Annotated in this window: 11 protein-coding genes; 4 read left to right on the forward strand and 7 right to left on the reverse strand. The window is 63.8% G+C overall.

The features are described 5' to 3' along the window. Positions 1–66: 66 nt before the first annotated feature. From sufD to CK220_RS08270, 4 genes are all read right to left on the reverse strand, one after another. Entirely contained in the window at positions 67–1,347 is a 1,281-nt protein-coding gene (gene sufD, locus CK220_RS08255) for a Fe-S cluster assembly protein SufD (protein ID WP_095811044.1), read from the reverse strand. 25 nt (positions 1,348–1,372) lie between these two features. Next, positions 1,373–2,128, reverse strand: a complete 756-nt coding sequence (gene sufC, locus CK220_RS08260; RefSeq protein ID WP_095811045.1) for a Fe-S cluster assembly ATPase SufC — start codon at positions 2,126–2,128, stop codon at positions 1,373–1,375. Between the two features lie 26 nt (positions 2,129–2,154). After that, a complete protein-coding gene (gene sufB, locus CK220_RS08265; protein ID WP_095811046.1) occupies positions 2,155–3,672 on the reverse strand; it encodes a Fe-S cluster assembly protein SufB in 1,518 nt (505 codons plus the stop codon). Positions 3,673–3,909: 237 nt separating this feature from the next. Next, a complete protein-coding gene (locus CK220_RS08270; RefSeq protein ID WP_095811047.1) occupies positions 3,910–5,070 on the reverse strand; it encodes a cysteine desulfurase family protein in 1,161 nt (386 codons plus the stop codon). A 246-nt stretch (positions 5,071–5,316) separates the two neighbouring features. On the opposite strand from CK220_RS08270, the gene CK220_RS08275 reads away from it, so the two are divergent. Continuing rightward, positions 5,317–5,991 carry an alpha/beta hydrolase gene (locus CK220_RS08275; protein WP_066995082.1) on the forward strand — a complete coding sequence of 225 codons (675 nt, stop codon included), beginning with the start codon at positions 5,317–5,319 and terminating at the stop codon, positions 5,989–5,991. A 29-nt stretch (positions 5,992–6,020) separates the two neighbouring features. Here CK220_RS08275 and CK220_RS08280 read toward each other — a convergent pair whose 3' ends face one another. Further along, positions 6,021–6,902 (reverse strand): phosphatase PAP2 family protein, encoded by an 882-nt coding sequence (locus tag CK220_RS08280; protein WP_176479023.1) that lies wholly within the window; start codon positions 6,900–6,902, stop codon positions 6,021–6,023. 6 nt (positions 6,903–6,908) lie between these two features. Next, positions 6,909–8,552, reverse strand: a complete 1,644-nt coding sequence (locus CK220_RS08285; RefSeq protein WP_095811048.1) for a glycosyltransferase family 39 protein — start codon at positions 8,550–8,552, stop codon at positions 6,909–6,911. A gap of 351 nt (positions 8,553–8,903) precedes the next feature. Between CK220_RS08285 and tyrS the strand changes: the two genes are divergently transcribed. Further along, entirely contained in the window at positions 8,904–10,157 is a 1,254-nt protein-coding gene (tyrS, locus tag CK220_RS08295; protein ID WP_095811050.1) for a tyrosine--tRNA ligase, read from the forward strand. 9 nt (positions 10,158–10,166) lie between these two features. Here tyrS and CK220_RS08300 read toward each other — a convergent pair whose 3' ends face one another. After that, the gene (locus CK220_RS08300) at positions 10,167–13,577 is read right to left on the reverse strand and encodes a DUF3971 domain-containing protein (RefSeq protein ID WP_095811051.1); all 3,411 of its coding nucleotides are present in this window, start codon (positions 13,575–13,577) and stop codon (positions 10,167–10,169) included. A 97-nt stretch (positions 13,578–13,674) separates the two neighbouring features. Here CK220_RS08300 and CK220_RS08305 point away from each other — a divergent pair, with 97 nt between their 5' ends. Next, positions 13,675–14,142, forward strand: a complete 468-nt coding sequence (locus tag CK220_RS08305) for a peroxiredoxin (RefSeq protein ID WP_095811177.1) — start codon at positions 13,675–13,677, stop codon at positions 14,140–14,142. 167 nt (positions 14,143–14,309) lie between these two features. Continuing rightward, the gene (locus CK220_RS08310) at positions 14,310–15,593 is read left to right on the forward strand and encodes a M23 family metallopeptidase (protein ID WP_095811052.1); all 1,284 of its coding nucleotides are present in this window, start codon (positions 14,310–14,312) and stop codon (positions 15,591–15,593) included. Positions 15,594–15,702 lie beyond the last annotated feature (109 nt).

A 15,702-nucleotide genomic window follows, 5' to 3' on the forward strand; every position in this document is an offset into this window, starting at 1 on the left:
CCAGGGGGAGAAGGTGGCCGCGAAGCGGCCGGATGAGGGGTTTGGTCGAGGCATGCCTCGACCACTTCACCCGTGCGTCAAAAACCAGCCGTCGAGCCGCGCTTCGAGCGCATCGACCAGCGCCTCGTCGTCCAGTTCCTCGATCACCTCGGCGACGAAAGCCTTCACCAGCAGCCCTCGAGCCGCTTTCTCGTCGATGCCGCGGGCCATCAGGTAGAACAGATGGTTGTGGTCGATCTCGGTGACGGTGGCGCCATGGCCGCAGACCACGTCGTCGGCGAAGATTTCCAGCTCCGGCTTGGTCGAGAACTCGCCCTCGTCCGACAGGAGCAGCGTGTTGCACGCCATCTTGGCGTTGGTCTTCTGCGCGTATTGGTGGACGTTGATGCGACCCTGGAACACACCGCGCGCCTTCCCGGTGACAACGTTGCGGATCACTTCGGTCGAGGCCGTGTGCGGCACGGCATGGTCGAGCACCATGGTGGTGTCGGTATGCGTGTCGCCGGCCAGAAGGTTGATGCCGCGCAGCTTGAAATCGGCGCCCTCGCCGGTCGTCCTGACCACGACTTCCTGGCGCACCAGCTTGCCGCCGGCGTTCATTACGAACAGCGTCAGCTTGGCGTCCTTGCCGATATGCGCCTTGAACTGGGCAAGATGCGTTGCCGTGTCCGGCTGCTCCTGCACGATCAGCCAGGTCACCTCGGCGCCGTCTCCGACCACGAGCTGGCTCACCGAGCTGACCAGCGCCCCGCCGTCTTCGTTTGCCGCGCCCGCCTGGCGCTCGACGATGATTGCCTTGGCTCCGGCACCGACACGTGCCAGCAGCCGCACATGCGCCTGGCCGCCGGCCTGCAGGTTCTGCAGCTCGATCGGCCTCTCCAGCTCGGTGCGGTCGGCGATGTCGACGAAATAGCCGTCGGCGACGAAGGCCGTGTTCAGCGCGCCGATCGCGTCGTCGGCGCCGTAGCGATCAAGCCCGGGCGCGACGCTGCCGTCGGTCAGCTTCTCCGACAGGCGCTGCACCGTGACGCCTTCGATCTCCGGCACCTTGGCACTCGAAACGCCATTCAGCACCGGCAGCACCGCGGAACCGTCGAGAACCGGCTCGAGGGCTTTCGCGATCGCGTCAGCCTCGAAGGCCGGCACCGAGGTCAGCAGCCGGCGCAGGTCCGTATAGTGCCAGGATTCGACGCGGCGCGTCGGCAGGCCGTGCTTGATGGACTCGATCGCGTCGTCGCGCTTGACCATCACCGCGCCGTCGCCGGGCAGCAGCGACAGCCGCTCGCCGAAGGCGTCGATCAGCGCCGTTTCGGCCAATGTCCGCTGGGGCTGTGCGTGCATGTTCATTGCTCTTGCCTCAGTTGGCCCCATCTCACGCGGCTTGCCCGATCACGCCGGCATAGCCGTTGGTTTCAAGATCGAGCGCCAGCGACTTGTCGCCCGACTTGATGACCTGGCCCTTGTAAAGCACGTGCACGCTGTCCGGCACGATGTGCTCGAGCAGCCGCTGGTAGTGGGTGATGACGACGATCGCGCGCTCAGGCGAGCGCAGCGCGTTGACACCATCGGCGACGATCTTGAGCGCGTCGATGTCGAGGCCGGAATCGGTTTCGTCGAGCACGCAGAGCTTCGGCTCGAGCAGCTTCATCTGCAGGATCTCGGCGCGCTTCTTCTCGCCGCCGGAGAAGCCGACATTGAGCGGCCGCTTCAGCATGTTCATGTCCATATTGAGCGAGGCGGCGGCTTCCTTCACGCGCTTCAGGAATTCCGGAACCTTCAGAGGCTCCTCGCCGCGCGCCTTGCGCTGCTCGTTCATCGCTACTTTCAGAAATTCCATGGTCGCGACGCCCGGTATCTCCATCGGATACTGGAAGGCAAGGAAGATGCCGGCAGTGGCGCGTTCGGCCGGATCCATTTCGAGGATCGACTGGCCGTTATAGAGGATGTCGCCTTCGGTGACCTCGTAATCCTCGCGGCCGGCGAGGATGTAGGACAGCGTCGACTTGCCGGAACCGTTCGGGCCCATGATGGCCGCGACCTCACCAGCTTTGACCGTCAGGTTCAGGCCGCGGATGATCTCGGTGCCGTCCTCGACGATGCGGGCATGCAAATTCTTGATCTCAAGCATATTTTCTTCCTGAATATCTTCTGCGGTCAGCCGACCGAACCCTCTAGGCTGATGCCGATCAGCTTCTGCGCCTCGACGGCGAACTCCATCGGCAGCTGCTGGATGACGTCCTTGACGAAGCCGTTGACGATCAGCGCGATCGCCTCTTCCTCGGGGATGCCGCGCTGCATGACGTAGAACTTCTGGTCCTCGGAGATCTTCGACGTCGTCGCTTCGTGCTCGAACTTCGCCGTCGCGTTCTTGGCTTCCATGTAGGGCACGGTGTGCGCGCCGCACTGGTCGCCGATCAGAAGCGAATCGCAGTTGGTGAAGTTGCGCGCGTTGGTCGCCTTGCGATGCGCCGAGACCTGGCCGCGATAGGTGTTCTGCGAGAAGCCGGCGGCAATGCCCTTGGAGATGATGCGGCTCGACGTGTTCTTGCCGAGATGGATCATCTTGGTGCCGCTGTCGACCTGCTGGTAGCCGTTCGACACCGCGATCGAATAGAACTCGCCCGAGGAATCGTCGCCGCGCAGGATGCAGCTCGGATATTTCCAGGTGATCGCCGAGCCGGTCTCGACCTGCGTCCATGAGATCTTCGAACGGGCGCCGCGGCAGTCGCCGCGCTTGGTGACGAAATTATAGATGCCGCCCTTGCCCTCGGCATCGCCCGGATACCAGTTCTGCACCGTCGAATATTTGATCTCGGCATCGTCGAGCGCAATCAGCTCGACCACCGCGGCATGCAGCTGGTTCTCGTCGCGCTGCGGCGCCGTGCAGCCCTCGAGATAGGAGACATAGGCCCCCTCTTCGGCGATGATCAGCGTGCGCTCGAACTGGCCGGTATTCTTCTCATTGATGCGGAAATAGGTCGACAGCTCCATCGGGCAGCGCACGCCCTTCGGCACGAAGACGAAGGAGCCGTCGGTGAACACGGCCGAATTCAGCGTCGCGTAGAAATTGTCGGAAGTGGGCACGACCGAGCCCAGATATTTCTGCACCAGTTCCGGGTGCTCGCGGATCGCTTCCGAGATCGAGCAGAAGATGACGCCGGCCTGAGCCAGCTCCTTCTTGAAGGTGGTGACGACCGAGACGGAATCGAACACGGCGTCGACCGCGACGCGGCCGGACTTGTAGACGTTGTCGTTGGCCTCCTCCAGCTCCGAAGCGTCGGGCTTCTGCACGCCGGCGAGGATCTCCTGCTCCTTCAGCGGAATGCCGAGCTTCTCGTAGACCTTGAGCAATTCGGGATCGACCTCGTCCAGCGACTTCGGTCCCGGCGTGCTCTTCGGTGCCGCGTAATAGTGGATGTCCTGGAAGTCGATCTTCGGATAGTGGACGCGCGCCCAGGTCGGCTCTTCCAGCGTCAGCCAGCGCCTATAGGCGCCCAGACGCCATTCCAGCATCCAGTCCGGCTCGCCCTTCTTCTCGGAGATCAAGCGAATGATGTCTTCGCTCAGGCCCTTGGGGGCCTTATCCATCTCGATCTCTGTCTGGAATCCGTATTTATACTGGTCGACGTCGATCTTTCGGACTCGATCGATCGTCTCCTGCACAGCAGGCATAAGCGTTCTCCATCCACGCCGGGGTCAAGGCCCGGCAGTTTTCAAACTATGGCACCGCAGAAACGCGCCCCAGGAAAGGACTCGCTGCGGAGTAAGCTCCATATAGTGCGTTCCGGCCGGAAATTCACCCGTCCAAACGAAACGCACGGCTCTACCAGGCCGAATGGCCTGAATTCGTTTTTCGAGCGCCGGATTTCAAGAGCCGCCGGGGATCTCTTGTCCGATGCCTTGCCGCCGTCAGGCAGCCTTTTCTTTCGCACCCCGACGCGCGGCTATGCCCGCCAGAGCCGCCCGGAACGCCTCGATATTCTCGGCGCCGGTAGCGCGGCCAATCGAGACGCGCAAGGCGCCGAGGCTGTCGCCGTGGCCCATCGCCTTCAGCACGTGGCTTGGCCCGACTTTCCCCGACGAGCAGGCGGAACCGGCTGAAAGCGCAACGCCGGCGAGATCGAAGGCGATCTGCACCGTCTCGGCCTTGACGCCGGGAATAGCGAAGAATGTCGTGTTGGCAAGCCTCGACGCTGCCGCTCCAAAGATTTCCGCGTCCGGGACGAGTTCCCGCACGATCGCCTCGACCTCGTCGCGACGGCGCGCGACCGCTTCCATGTCCTCCAATCCGGCGAGTGCCGCCCGCGCCGCGGCACCGAAACCGGCAATGCCGGGAAGATTCTCGGTGCCGGCGCGATGGCCCTTCTCCTGGCCGCCGCCATTGATCAGCGGCTTCGGCATCATCAGGTCGGCCCGAGCGACGATGGCGCCGACGCCCTTCGGACCGCCGATCTTGTGCGAGGACAGGATCAGATAATCGGCATAACCGGCTGACATGTCGATCGGAATCCGTCCCGCCGCCTGCACGGCATCGACGACCAGCACGCCGCCCGCTTCCTTGACGACCTCGGCGATGCGGCCGATCGGCTGGATCACCCCCGTCTCGTTGTTGGCGGCATGGACCGCCACCAGCGGCAGGCCGGCGGCCTTGTCATGTGCGGAGAGCGCCGTGGTCAGCGCCTCGAGATCGGCAATGCCGTTTCCATCGACGCCGATCCGCGTCACCTGCGCCGCCGAGAACCGCCCGCCATTCAGAATGCAGGGATGGTCGGCAGCCGAGACATAGAGGTGGCTCATGCGGACGGAGCCGCGCCCCATCTGCCAGTCGGGCGTAAGCAGCGTCGAAGAGGCCTCCGTCGCGCCGGAGGTGAACACGACGTGCTCGGGCCTGGCATTGACCAGTCTCGCCACGTCACGCCTTGCATCCTCGATCAGCCGCCGCGCCGCGCGGCCCTCGCTGTGGACCGAGGACGGATTGGCGGCATCGAGCGCCGCGACCATCGCCGACCGCGCCTCTGCAATGAGAGGTGCGCTGGCGTTGTAGTCGAGATAGGCGCGAGTTGCGGCCATTTTCCTTCAGTCGATCCTGTCAGCAGCCATTCCGCGAGGACAGCGCGTTATTTCCTTGAAATTGCAAGGCGAGCCGTCCTATTTACCCGGCTTGCGGCGCGGCGGCCGAGAAAATGCGTTTTCGGCACCCAGTTTTGAACAATTCTAAACTAGCTTCTAGGAAGACGCTTGCCCGGCGTCAAGGCCACAGAATGGGCCAAAGGAAGAGTCCGGGCCCGCACCTTCGTATGCCACGTGGAGTATTTTATGCCTGAGGTCATTTTCGCCGGTCCGGCTGGTCGCCTGGAGGGCCGTTACCAGCCTTCCAAGGAAAAGAGCGCGCCGATCGCCATTGTGCTGCATCCGCACCCGCAATTCGGCGGCACGATGAACAACAAGATCGTCTACGACCTCTTCTACATGTTCCAGAAGCGCGATTTCACCACGCTTCGTTTCAATTTCCGCGGCATCGGCCGCAGCCAGGGCGAGTTCGACCACGGTACCGGCGAATTGTCGGACGCGGCCGCTGCGCTCGACTGGGTGCAGTCGCTGCATCCGGATTCCAAGAGCTGCTGGGTCGCGGGCTATTCCTTCGGCTCATGGATCGGCATGCAGCTGCTCATGCGCCGGCCCGAGATCGAGGGCTTCATCTCGGTCGCCCCGCAGCCCAACACCTATGATTTTTCCTTCCTGGCACCCTGCCCGTCGTCCGGCCTCATCATCCATGGCGATGCCGATAAAGTGGCGCCGCCCAAGGACGTGCAGACGCTGGTCGACAAGCTGCACACGCAAAAGGGCATAACCATCACGCAGAAAACTATCTCCGGCGCCAACCATTTCTTCGCCAACCACGCCGAACTGCTGATCGACGAATGCGCCGATTACCTCGACCGGCGGCTGGCGGGCGAGCTCGCCGATCCACGGCCGAAGCGGCTGAGGTAGATTTCGGGCGATCCTGCGACCAAACAGCTCTACGGGCGGTCAGCCGACAATTGCTCGCGGCTCCGCCTCGCCAGCGATGTTTTGTTCTTGGACCCGCTGGAAGACAGCAGCCGGAACGTGCGCTTGGGCACGGGTCTGGTCGACGACGGCCGCCGGAAGATGAAACCGAGCCGCGCGAAGACCAGCCCTGCGGCGATTGCAAGGGCAAGGCCGAGCCCAAAGCCCGCCACTGTGTCGCTCGGATAATGCGCGCCGACGAAGACGCGCGTCGAGGCGATGCAGGCCGTGACCGCGAGCGCGATGTGCCAGCGCCTTGGAAACAGCAGCAACAGGACGCCGAACACCGCCCCCATGGTCGTGGCATGGCCGGACGGAAAGCCGGCGAAGCGCGCATCCATGGCGAAGGGATGCAGCGACAGCACCCCGTAATCGTTGAAATAGAGCGGCCGTGCCCGGCCGATGCCGTATTTCAGCAAGTTGACGGCCAGCCCGGAAAGACCGACCGCGCAGAGCACCAGGAAAGCGAAGCAGGTCCAGTTGTAGACGAGCAGACGCGACTGCCTGGAAAGCGGTCGCCAGTCCGTCAGGTTGGCGGCGACGAGGCAGAGAGCCGCGGGGATGAGATACCAGCCGCCCAGGCCAAAATCCGTGAGGAAGTCGGTGACACGGACGATGCCTGGCGTCCACCCGCCGCGCATCCTGCCGGCGGCGCTGTCCAGGGTTAGGCCAATGGCTATGGCCAGCAGAAGCCATACAGAGACCCAGACGAGCCAGGGAATCTCGGGGTAGCGCGCGGGACGCACTGCAAAACGCCGCTGCACGATGCGCATCGTGTCGAGGAAGTTGCCGAGCGAACGGCGGTAAAGAGAAACGGCGGACATGGCTCTATAGGGGTCTTCGAGCTCCGACATTATTCCTCACGGGGCCACTCGATAAAGGCCGAGCGCCAGCTTGTCTCCTGACGAATAGTTGAGCCCGTCGATCTCGGTCAGCCGCTTCGCCGACTTGCCCTGCCCGGCAAGCAACTCGTTGAGCTTTTGCTCCTCCTTGACCGGCGCGAGTCCCAGCGCACAGGTCGGATCGGCCAACAGGTGCTTTGCCACGCCAGCGACGTCGGTCAGCACGGTCTTGGTCCCGACCAGGAACACCAGGCTCGGCTCGTGATAGGGGGACGAGGCGAGCACCGTGATGTCGCAAGGACGGTTCGCGTCGATGGCGGCCTTGATGGCCGGGCTAAGCCAGATCGGCTTCAGCGACGGCGCAATCACGCCGAACAGCAGGCTGAACGTTATGCCCGCGCCGGCCGCAATTGCTGCAAGGCGTTCGAGCGGCACCTGCAATTGCCGCGGGAAAGCCAGATAGCCGGTCACGAGCGCGGCGATTGCCGCCGGAATGCTCCACCAGGAAAAGGCTTTTGCCAAATAGAGCGGCGCGCCGATGCACACTGCCGCCAGCCCGATCGACACGACGACGACGCCGAAGGCGGTCGACCACCACAGCCAGCTCTGCCAGCGCTTGAGCGGCGCATTGGCCTTGTCCGCCGGCAAGGTGAGGAGCCAGCCGATCAGCAGCGCCATGCCGGGATAGGCCGGCATCACATAATGCGGCAGCTTGGTCGGGATCGCCTCGAACACCAGCCAGAAGGGGATATACCAGGCGAGACAGAAGCGCAGGCGCGGGTCGTCCCAGAAGCGGTTGATGGCCTGCAGCCCGGCGCCGACCGCGATCAGGCCGAAAGGCCACATGAACAGCGAATAGGTGAGCATGTAGAAGCCCGGCGGCAGGCCATGCGATTCCTCGCCTTGCGCCACCTTGTTCAGCATGTCCTTGCCGACCGCCTCCTGGAAGAAGGCGCCGCCGCTCTTCCAGCTGATGAGGATGATCCAGGGCAGCACGATGACGAGCACGATTGCGACACCGCGCACCAGCTTCAGCTTCAAAAGCCAGCGCCAGTCGCGTTCGAAGGCGAACAGCGCGCCGGCCGTCAGCAGCGACAACAGCGGAGCGACCGGACCCTTGATCAGAATACCCAGTCCCTGCGCGATCCAGAAGATCCATGGCAGATGGCCGGCAACCGGCTCCTTGCGGCGCGCGGCCAGATAGACCTGCGCCAGCGCGCCTTGCGCGGCCACGCAGCAGGCGAGCAACATGGCGTCGGTCTTGGCGTCGCGGCCCTCGAAGGCGGTGGCGAAGATGGCGGCCATCATCAGGCCGGCGGCAAGGCCGGCATTGGCGCCGAAGAGTTTTGTGCCCGTCCAGCCGATGCCGACGACGGCGAGCGCGATGCCGAGCATCGAAACCAGTCGATAGACCCAGATCGGCGCTTCGGCCCCCTCACCACTCAATGCGACGGCCGCCGATTGCAGCCAGTAGATGCCGATCGGCTTTTTATAGCGCGTCACATCCTGCAGACGGATGTCGATATAATCGCCGGTCTCGACCATCTGCTTGGTCGACTGGACGAAGCGGGATTCGTCCCGGTCGACCGGCGGCAGGCTTGCCAGCCCGCTGACGGTCATCAGGATGCTGAACAGAAAGAGGAGGAGATAGTTCCTGTTCATCGCGGGAGCTTGTCCGATCTGATCTGCGGGATAGCCCCGTCGCGGCGCGTCGGGTCGTGCTACCCTTGCGCGGGCGCCTCATTACGCCAGCAGAACGGGCGAAGCAAGAATGCGGCTCATAGTTGGCGACCGCACGCAAAGCCGCAAGCCGCTTTTGCTGATCGCCCGCTTGCCGGTTGAAGCGCGATCTTACGCGAAACCGGAAACCACTTTTGCTGATCGCCTGTTTCGCTTCTTGAAGCGCGATCTTACGCAAAACCGGAAACCACTTTTGCTGATCGCGCTTGGATGCTAAACGCGCCCCTTCACGTCAAGCTCGGCCAAATGCCGTGCGATCTCCGGGAACAAAAGATGTCCGCCTACAAGTCCGATTTTCTGCGCATCATGAGCGAGCGCGGCTTCATCCACCAGATTTCGGATGAAACCGGCCTCGACCAGCTTTTCGCCAAGGAAACGGTGAGCGCTTATATTGGCTTCGATGCGACGGCAAAAAGCCTGCATGCCGGATCGCTGATCCAGATCATGATGCTGCACTGGCTGCAGCAGACCGGCCACCGGCCGATCGCGCTGATGGGCGGCGGCACCTCGATGATCGGCGATCCTTCCTTCAAGGACGAAGCGCGCAAGCTGCTGACGCCTGAGGACATCGAGAGCAATCTCGTCGGCATCCGCCGCAATTTCGCGCCTTACCTCAGATTCGGCAGCGGCGCCGGCGACGCGGTGATGGTCAACAATGCCGACTGGCTGATGGAGATCAACTACGTCAATTTCCTGCGCGATGTCGGCCGGCATTTCTCCGTCAACCGCATGCTTGCCTTCGATTCCGTGAAGCTCAGGCTCGACCGCGAGCAGTCGCTGTCGTTCCTCGAATTCAACTACATGATCCTGCAGGCCTACGACTTCGTCGAGCTCTACAAGCGCGTCGGCTGCCGGCTGCAGATGGGCGGCTCGGACCAGTGGGGCAATATCGTCAACGGCATCGATCTCGGCCATCGCATGGAAAGCGTGCAGCTCTTTGCGATGACGACGCCGCTCCTCACCACCTCGTCGGGCGCCAAGATGGGCAAGTCGGCCTCGGGCGCTGTCTGGCTCGACGGCGATATGCTGTCGGCTTACGAGTTCTGGCAGTACTGGCGCAACACCGAGGACGCCGATGTCGGACGCTTCCTGAAGCTCTACACGACACTGCCGCTCGATGAGGTCGCGCGGCTCGAAAAGCTCGGCGGCTCGGAGATCAACGAGGCGAAGAAGATTCTCGCCACCGAGATCACCGCCATGCTGCATGGCCGCGAGGCGGCCGAGACGGCAAGCGAAACCGCGCGCAAGACTTTCGAGGAAGGCGCGCTCGCCGACGCGCTGCCCAGCATCGACGTCGCCAAGGCTGATCTCGAGGCCGGCATCGGCATCCTGTCGCTGTTCGTAAGCGCCGGGCTCGCCGGCTCCAATGGCGAAGCGCGCCGACATGTCCAGGGCGGCGCCGTGCGCCTCAACGACCAGGCGGTCACGGACGACCGGCGCGTGGTGACGCTTCAGGACCTGGGCGCACAGGGCGTTGCAAAACTCTCGTTCGGCAGGAAGAAGCACGTTCTGGTACGGCCGATCTAGTCGGCGTCATCACCGATATTCGAAGATTGAGCGAAATATTCCCGGCGCCACCACCGACAGCGGATTGATGTTGAGCGTCGGCTTGTTGGCGTTGCCGCGCAGCCGGTAGGTGACGCCGATCAGGCCGCGGTCGCGGCCGTTGCCGAGCAGCGGGCCGAACAGCGGCAGCTCACCGAAGATGCGGTTCAGCCCATAGACCGGCATGAAGGTGCCGGTCATGTCCATATTGTTGTCTTGGTCGTAGAGCGTGCCCTGGAAGGTGGTGCCGATGCGCGGACCGCGCAACAAGCCGTTTGCCAGTCTGAGATAGCCGGAGCCCTTGTCGATCTCGGCATAGCCGCGCTCGAACTGCACCCTTGAGGTGTCGATGTCGGCCTTCACCGCCTGGTTGAGGCTGCGCGTGTCGCCGGCCGGCCTGGTCGAAACGATCGACGCAAGCTTCGGCTCGTTGACGACATAGAAATTGCTGGCGTCGACCTGGCCCTTCATTGGCCCGTCGGCGTCGCCCGCCAGCGACAGCGTGATGGTCCCGCCCTCCATATGCTCGTAGATGTTGAGGAAGCGCAGGATAGCGCCGGCATCGGCCGATTTCATCCTGAGGGACCTGCCGCCGTCGCCGGTGGTGTTTCGGACGGCAATGGCGGCGCCCGAACTCGCCGTCGCGCTGACATCGAGACCATTCACCCGGGAGCCGGCAGCGCTGTAATTCAGCTTGAGGTTCGACAGCACCTCGTCGTGAAAGCCTGTCAGCGATTTCACGTCGGCACTCACCGAGATCGCGTCGGCGCCGGCGCCTTTTGTGGCTGTATCGACGTCTGAGGTGAACTGCTTGATCAGCGAGCGTGCATCGAGAGCGTCGCCGCTGACATTGACCGCATAGCTTTTGCCCGATCGTTTCACCGAGACCGCGACGTCGTCGCCTCTGTTGAGCGCGACCTTACTGAAGCGTGCCGAGGACAGCGCCCCGTTGACCAGTGTCACGTCGCCGTCGACCGAAAAGCTCTTCCCGTCGAGATCGAAGTCGGACAGCGTGGTCGTGCTGCCGGACTTCGCCATCGTGAAGGTGACCTTGGCCGGAATGCCGGCGCCCTTGCTCCACCCTGCCCAGGGGATGTCGAGCCTTGCGTTGGTCAGGTCGGCCGAGACGTTCTGGACGCCCTCGCCGCTCTTGTCGATCGCCACCTTGATGGTTCCGGAAAGCAGCGGCGACAGGCCGGGCATTGCTGCAGCGCGCGTCTTGTCGTCGATCACCAACGCGACCTTACGGCTACGCGGTGGCCCGCTGTCCTCGAGCGGCTCGACCAGGTCGAGCTCGGCCGGAATGCCGTTCAGCTTCGCCTTGGCCGATATCACCGCACGGTCGGGGCTCACGGTTATCGACCCGTCGGCCTCGGTCACCGTCTGGTCCTCGAACGGCTTCGCTAGGGAAAGATCCTGGTAGTCCAGCGCCACCAGCCAGTCGAGCGTCGAAGTATCGACGCCGGAGGTCAGCGGAATATCGGCCCGCACATGCCCGGTGACGGTGCCGCTCAAATCCTCCGGCGCAAGCCCGACATGGCGCATGGCATTGATCGGCTCAAAGGAGGCGAGCTCGGCAATCGCCGGTGCTTCGCCGGCGACATCGATGGCGAGCGAGCCTATCACGGGCGAAACATTTGCCTGCTTCACCGTCAGCGTGCCGCCGCTTGCCGCCACGGTGCGGCCGCTCGGCATAAAGACGCTGCCCGAGGACAGCGTGATGTCGACATCGTTACCGTGGAAGGCAACGACACCGGCCGCATCGCGGATCGGCGGAATGCGCCCCGCCGTGTCGAAGCGCGAGCCCTCGACCTGGAAGCGGCCGAACACCTCGTCGCCGGAAAGCGGAACGCCGTTGCCAAGCCGCCCCGGCACGACCTGGAACTGCAGCTTGGCGTCGACCACGCGGCCGCCGAACAGATTGTCCAGCACCCAAAGCCGCGCATTGCGGGCGGAGAACCAGGGCCACAACTGCTTCACATGCGAAACCGGCATGTCGTGCACATTGAGCGACAGCGACACACCCGGCGGGCCATTGTCGATGAAGGCGAGCGACGCCGTGCCCAGCACCTCGCTCGGACCGCCGGAGCGGACGCCGATCTGCTCGGCGACGAGCTTGCGGCTCTTGGTCTGGTAGACGCCGGCGACCCGGGCAAGGAACTGAAGCGCCGGCTCCGGCGATTCCGAAGGCGCGAGCGTCGAGCCGTCGCTGACAAGGTCATAGCGGTAGGACGGCTCCTCGCCCTCGGCTGCCGGCTTCGGCCCGATCGAGCCTGAGAAATCGAATGTCGAGCGGCCGGTCCTGATCAGCAGTTTATCGATGGAGATCTTGTTCGATCCCTCGACAAGCGTGGCACTGGCATCGACGTCGGCCGGCAGCTGCCCGCGAGAGCCGAGATCGAGCACCGAGCCGCCGAGCGACAGCGACGCCGTCAGCCGCGACGGCGTCTCACCGGACGCTTCAGCGCCCGAAAGCTTCAGCGCAAGAGAACCAAGCTTGCCGCCATGGGAGGCGAAGTTCCCGCCGCCGGAGCTTCCCTGAGCGGGCGTTCCGCCGACGTCCGCTATCGCGAGGCTGGCGTCCAGCGATGCGATCCGCCTGGCGTTCGGATCGCGCGCCGCGGAGGCGTTCAAGCTGACATGCCGGCCGTCGACATCGGCATTTGAAGACAATTCCATGCTGCCCGTGCCCGTCTGCCCAACCGTGGCCTCGGCGACGGTCACACGCTGGACGGGCCCGCCCGGCGGCAATTCGAACTCGACGTTGCGGAGGTCGATCTGGCGCATCGATTCCGCGCGCACCGCATCCAGCGCCTCGTTGACGCCGCCAAACACGGCCGCCGATACTTTCTCGGGATCGATGAGACCATCCTCGTTGCGCAACGCCGTCGTCAAATCACCGCCGCCGGACGGCATGGCGGCGACCATGATGTGGGCATCGGAAAACCGGGCGCTGGTCAGCTTGACCTGGCCGGATAGCAGCGGCAGCAGGCGCATGCCGAAGCGGACGCGCCCGACGTCGGCCATCGGCTTGCCGTCGGCCGTCTTCAAGCTAACGTCGCTGACCTGCAGGGCGACGAAGCTCGACCCGTCGAGCGTCAGCCGCGCCGGCCCGACGGTGACGTTGAGATCGACGCCTGCGAGCTTCTCGATGGCCGTCTCGGCTTCGGCGCGAAGTCGCTCGGTGCCGATGCCTGACGTGCCAAGCACATAGACGCCAATTGCCGCCAGAAGCACCAGCGCGCAGAGGCCGGCGAACACCCGACCGAGGATGCGGAAGCGCCGGCGCACCGAAGCACGGCCGAGCGGCGGCACGCTGCACGCGGACGGAAAGGCTCCCAGGTCGGTGATCTCGTCACGCCTGAACCTGATCTTCTCGTGCTGCGGTTGCTCCTGATCCAAGCAATATTCCGTTGTAAACGTACTCGTCGTGGACGAATCCCCGCCTCACGTTATATCGATGCTCGATCCGCGCGTAACCGCAAACAAGGGCATCGACATGGCTGATCTCGACGTGGGCGACGTTGCGCCGCAATTCGATCTTCCGCGCGACGGCGGCGGCTCCCTCAGCCTCGCCGCGATCCGGGGAAACCCTGTCGTACTCTACTTTTATCCGCAGGACGACACCACAAGCTGCACCAACGAGGCGATCGGCTTCTCGCAGCTGAAGCCGGAATTCGAGAAGGCCGGCGCCGTGGTGGTTGGGCTGTCTCCGGATAGCGTAAAAAAACACGACAAATTCAAGGCGAAATACGATCTGACCGTCGATCTCGTCGCCGACGTCGAGCGCAAGGTGATCGAGGCCTATCATCTGTGGGTCGAGAAGACGATGTACGGCCGCAAGTATATGGGCGTCGAGCGCGCCACCTTCCTGATCGGCAAGGGCGGACGCATCGCCCGCATTTGGCGGCAGGTGCGCGTCAAGGGCCATGCCGAAGAGGTGCTGGAGGCGGTGCGTGCGCTCTGAAGCGGGCAGATCCAAAGCTTCCGCGATTTTGCTGACCCCCTCTCCCTGCAACCCGTCACCCGCGTTGCGGGAATTGGTTTACACCGACATCGCGGTCAGCAAAGCTTTGTTAACCCTAATAATGTGTAATCGAGCTGTCGTTGGAGTCGTAACGAAAGCTTGGTCCCGTGAATTCAAACGGTCAGTCAGCGGTCTTCGGCAGGCGTAAGGAGCCCCATACGGTCATTATCGCCCGGGGCAACGAGATCAGGCATTTCACCATCCGCCCGTGGCTTGCCGCCTTCATCGGGTCGGCGCTTGCGGCGATCGCCATCGGCTATCTCCTCGCCACCTCCTACCTGGTGCTGCGCGATGACCTGATCGGCGCCACCACAGCCAGGCAGGCGCGCTTGCAGCAGGCCTATGAGGATCGCATCTCCGCGCTTCGCGCCCAGGTCGACCGCATCACCAGCCGCCAGCTTCTCGACCAGCAGCTCATGGAAACCAAGGTCAGCGAGCTGCTGGCCAGGCAAAGCCAGCTCAGCCAGCGTCATGGCCGGCTCGGACCGATCCTCGAACGCGCCGAGAGCGAGGTCGGCGATGTGCCCGCCGCGGCCAACGCCAACGCGACGAAACCCGACGAGCACGCCGAGATCAGCGGCAGCCTTCCGCAGGCCACGACCTACTCCGTCGCGTCTTTGGGCGCCGGCGATACCAGGCCATTCTCCCTGTGGTCGACACGCTCCGAGTCGCTCGACAACGAAACGGCAGCGGATCGCGCCGACAAGCTCTTCGTGTCGATCAACGCTTCGCTCAAGGCCATCGAGAACCAGCAGCTTACCCGCATCACCACGCTCGCCGACAACGCTTACCGCAACGCGGACGCGATCTCGCAGGCGCTGCAAGCCGCCGGGCTGCCGGTTGACACCGAGCTCGACAAGAACGATGTCGGCGGGCCGCTGGTGCCGCTCGATTCTTCAATGATCTTCGACAGCAAAGTCAAAGAGCTGGATGAAGCTCTTGATGCGCTGGATCAAGTCAAGAAGGAAGCGCGCAAGCTGCCGCTCAGCAATCCCGCGCCGGGCCATACTGTGACCAGCCCATTCGGGGTGCGTACCGACCCGATCCTCGGCACGGCCGCGTTGCACACGGGAATGGATTTCAGGGCACCGATCGGCATGCCGGCGAAGGTCACCGCTGCCGGAATCGTCACCAAGGCCGGCTGGAACGGCGGCTACGGCAGGATGGTCGAAGTCGACCACGGCAACGGCTTTGCAACGCGCTATGGCCACCTCAGCGAGATCGACGTGACTGTCGGCCAGAAGCTCGCCGCGGGCGACGTGATCGGCAAGACCGGCAGCAGCGGCCGCTCGACCGGCCCGCATCTCCACTACGAAGTGCGCCATAACGGCGAGGCGGTCGACCCGCTGCGCTTCCTCGCCGTCGGCAAGAAAGTCGCGCAGTACCTTTAGCGCACGCCTCGCGGCCGACCGGAGATCCCTCCAGACTTATCCACTGTTTGCCTGGCAGCGCTCGCTTCGGATTGACTCAATTCAAGTTGTAGGATGATATGCATCACCC

The organism is Mesorhizobium sp. WSM3860, assembly GCF_002294995.1.
Classification (GTDB): domain Bacteria; phylum Pseudomonadota; class Alphaproteobacteria; order Rhizobiales; family Rhizobiaceae; genus Mesorhizobium.

Coding starts and splice junctions, on each gene's coding strand:
- sufD (WP_095811044.1), bottom strand. CDS start 1,347: ATGAACATGCACGCACAGCCCCAGCGGACATTGGCCGAAACGGCGCTG.
- sufC (WP_095811045.1), bottom strand. CDS start 2,128: ATGCTTGAGATCAAGAATTTGCATGCCCGCATCGTCGAGGACGGCACC.
- sufB (WP_095811046.1), bottom strand. CDS start 3,672: ATGCCTGCTGTGCAGGAGACGATCGATCGAGTCCGAAAGATCGACGTC.
- CK220_RS08270 (WP_095811047.1), bottom strand. CDS start 5,070: ATGGCCGCAACTCGCGCCTATCTCGACTACAACGCCAGCGCACCTCTC.
- CK220_RS08275 (WP_066995082.1), top strand. CDS start 5,317: ATGCCTGAGGTCATTTTCGCCGGTCCGGCTGGTCGCCTGGAGGGCCGT.
- CK220_RS08280 (WP_176479023.1), bottom strand. CDS start 6,902: ATGTCGGAGCTCGAAGACCCCTATAGAGCCATGTCCGCCGTTTCTCTT.
- CK220_RS08285 (WP_095811048.1), bottom strand. CDS start 8,552: ATGAACAGGAACTATCTCCTCCTCTTTCTGTTCAGCATCCTGATGACC.
- tyrS (WP_095811050.1), top strand. CDS start 8,904: ATGTCCGCCTACAAGTCCGATTTTCTGCGCATCATGAGCGAGCGCGGC.
- CK220_RS08305 (WP_095811177.1), top strand. CDS start 13,675: ATGGCTGATCTCGACGTGGGCGACGTTGCGCCGCAATTCGATCTTCCG.